The 3,021-nt window shown below is 69.5% G+C and carries 1 protein-coding gene; it reads left to right on the top strand.

Annotated features, from left to right (window positions below; all coding sequences use genetic code 11):
* Nucleotides 1-308: 308 nt before the first annotated feature.
* Nucleotides 309-3,021 (top strand): hypothetical protein (locus IJH84_RS20785; RefSeq protein ID WP_295147904.1); only part of this gene is annotated, 2,713 nt, incomplete at its 3' end.

Here is a 3,021-nt window from a genome sequence, read left to right as displayed (position 1 = left end):
GCTTCTTCGCGATGCCGATCCGGGGTTCGGGTGGTGAGCAGGCGGCACGCCGTGACTCGGTCGACTCGGACAGCGACTCCGACGACAACTTTTTCGCGGTGCAGCCGAACCGGTCGGTGGAGATGGGGCCGAATTCCGCCGACGGGCCGGAGTCGATTGTTCCGTTGGGTCGTGGGCGGAGTTTGACGGCTGACCAGGTGGACATCGTCGGGCTGCGGGACGGTCCGGATGGTGAAGAGGTCGGTTTCGGGTTTCCGCACAGTGCTGATGAGGCTGCGGCGATGCGTGGTGCTTTTGAGCATGGTGCGGTGTCGCGGGCTGCGGAGTTGTACGGCGTCCCGGAGGGCGTGAAGCCTGGTGTGGCGGCGGCGCATTTCGCGGATGGCCGGTTCGTGGTGCGCGCTAAGTCCGGGCAGTTGCACTCGCTCGATCATGAGCAGATGGCCGGTTTGTTGCTGAGTGCGGGTCGTCTTGGTGGGGCGTGGTCGCAGCAGCGGTCGTTGTTGTGGTTGAGCTGCAATCTGGGTGATCCGGTGAATTCGGCCGTGTCGCAGGGATTGCGGGACCTGTTGTCCGCGCATGTCGGTGAACAGCGGGCATCGGTCGGTCGTCCGGAGCTGTTCGAGCGCGGTGGCGTCAAGCTCCATGGTGATGCCGGAATCTCCCGGCTGGGTGACGGTGAGGTCCATCGTGCGGACCCGGCGGAACTCGGCTCGCAGGAAGGCAATCGGGTCCGGCTGACCGACGAACCCGAGACGCAGCCCACGCGCCGTGCGCAGGAAGTCGGCGAAGCGGCGGTCCGGATGCTGCGGGACGTCGAGGATTCCGTGCGGCCGAACCGGACGGAGCCCGCGCCGCTGCTGGGCGAGGACTACTTCGGCCTGCTGAGCCCGGCTCCCCGTCCGGAATGGTTGTCCGATGTGGACCACACCCGGCTGACGACCGCGGAACTCGGGTCGTTGCTGGAGGCGGCCGACCTCACGCACGACGCCCCCGCATCCTTGAGCCGTGCGGACCTGACGTCCACGCCGGAGCAGGTGTTGTCGGTGCACCGGCCGGAGCAGACTCGCTCGGACTGGGCGCCAGGCGAGGTCGAGCGGCTCCCCGCCGACCTGGAGATGCCCGCGCTGCTGCACACGGTCTGGCTGGGCGGCCCCGTCGTGCCCTCCGGTGGTACGGAGCCGGTGTGGCACAACTTCGGGGATGCCGCGTCGAAGTACACCGGCGGTACTTCGGTGCTCTGGACCGACGTCCCGCGCGCGGATTTCCAAGCCGCACGGGAAAACCCCGCACCCACCGACGGCTCCCCGGATCCTCATGCCGCGGTGCGGCAGATGTCCGATTGGGCGCAGCGCAACAACGTGCGCCTGGTCAACATCCACGAGATGTTCCACGCGGATTCCCCGATGCGGCTGGCCGCCCGCTTCAACAGCCAATCCGCACAGCTGTCCGGCCGCGGATGGGCCGGTGCCAGCGACATCGCGCGCCTGGAGATCCTCCGGGCGTTCGGCGGCACTTACACCGACGGGGACAACACGGTGCGCGACCCGGACCAGGCACAGGCGGTGGTCCGCACGCAGGAAGCCTGGGCTCTGCCGACGATCAGCAAGAAGCTGATCGGCAACTCGGCGTTTGCGATGCCCCGGCAGCACCCGGTGGCGGATTTCCTGCTGGCGCACATGGAACAAAAGTTCGCCACCACCCAGCGGGAACGGTTCGGCGAGGCGGTGGACCTGCCCAACCAGGCCTTCGACGCCCCCAAAATGCGATCCCGCCGGTACTCGCTGATGCAGCGCGGGCCGGATCTGCTGCACGACGTGGCGGCCGCGCTCGGCTACCAGGAGGCGACCGATCTTCCGACGGTGCCCGCGGTGCACCCCGGCTCCGCCGGATCCTGGCTGGACGAACCGGCCGAGCAGCAGGGGCCGAGCAGCGATCAGGTCGGGAAGCCGGCGCCGATCCGCGATCCGGCCGGGTCCGCCGACCTGACCCGCAAGGTCATCCAGACGCTGGTGCGCGATCTGCACAATCGCGAGGGGGACCTGCACCGCACCGCTGTGGGCCCGGCTCTCGCACGGCACGCCGATCCGGACGCGGTGTGCACCGCCGCGCTCCGGTTCATCGCGAACCGTCCGGAGCTGGCCGGCATGGTCCGCTCGATCACGGACCGCTATTGGGCGGACGGCAAGTTCCACGACACGCCTCTTCCCGAGGCAGCGCGCGACCTGTTCGTCGTGGCCCCCACCGGGCACCGGGACATGCTGGCGGAGACGGTGAAACCGGCGGCGGTGCGCACGCCCGCGACGAGCCTGGACCTCGGTCCCGGTGCGGGCGAGCTGCCCGCCGGCGTCCGGTCCGAAGTGGACTGGATGGCGGCGGTTGCTGGGGCGCTGGGCCTGGAGCACGAATCCGGGCCGGGGCCGTCCGTCGAGGTCCGCGGTGACGAGGCGGCCGCGCAGCAGGTCGCGTCCGAACTCCGCGGACGTCTCGCGCAGCACGCGCCGGGTCCGCTCCGTCCCGATGTGGTGGTCGTGCCGGAATCCGGGCGGACGACCGTCGACCTGGCGGTGAAACCGCTCGATCAGAACTGGCAGGCGAAGGTCGACGCGGCGCGCGACATGCCGGTCGAGGCCCCGGAAAGCCGTCCGGGGACACCGGAAGATCCGGTCCCGCACGATTCGTTCGCCGACCAGAACGAGGGCAGGAACGAGGAGTCCGACAGCGACTCTGACGGCGGCTTTTTCGCGATGCCGATCCGGGGTTCGGGTGGTGAGCAGGCGGCGCGCCGTGACTCGGTCGATTCGGACGGCGATTCTGACGGCGGCTTTTTCGCGATGCCGATCCGGGGTTCGGGTGGTGAGCAGGCGGCGCGGCGTGATCCGGTCGATTCGGACGGCGATTCTGACGGCGGCTTTTTCGCGGTGCAGCCGAACCGGTCGGTGGAGATGGGGCCGGATTCCGCCGACGCGCCGGAGTCGATCGTTCCGTTGGGTCGTGGGCGGAGTTTGACGGCTGAGCAGG

The sequence above is a fragment of the Saccharopolyspora sp. genome (assembly GCF_017434145.1).
In the GTDB taxonomy this organism is placed as follows: domain Bacteria; phylum Actinomycetota; class Actinomycetes; order Mycobacteriales; family Pseudonocardiaceae; genus Saccharopolyspora_C; species Saccharopolyspora_C galaxeae.
Note: the sequence above shows the minus strand (reverse complement) of the source record. Positions and strands in the feature narration are given on the sequence as shown.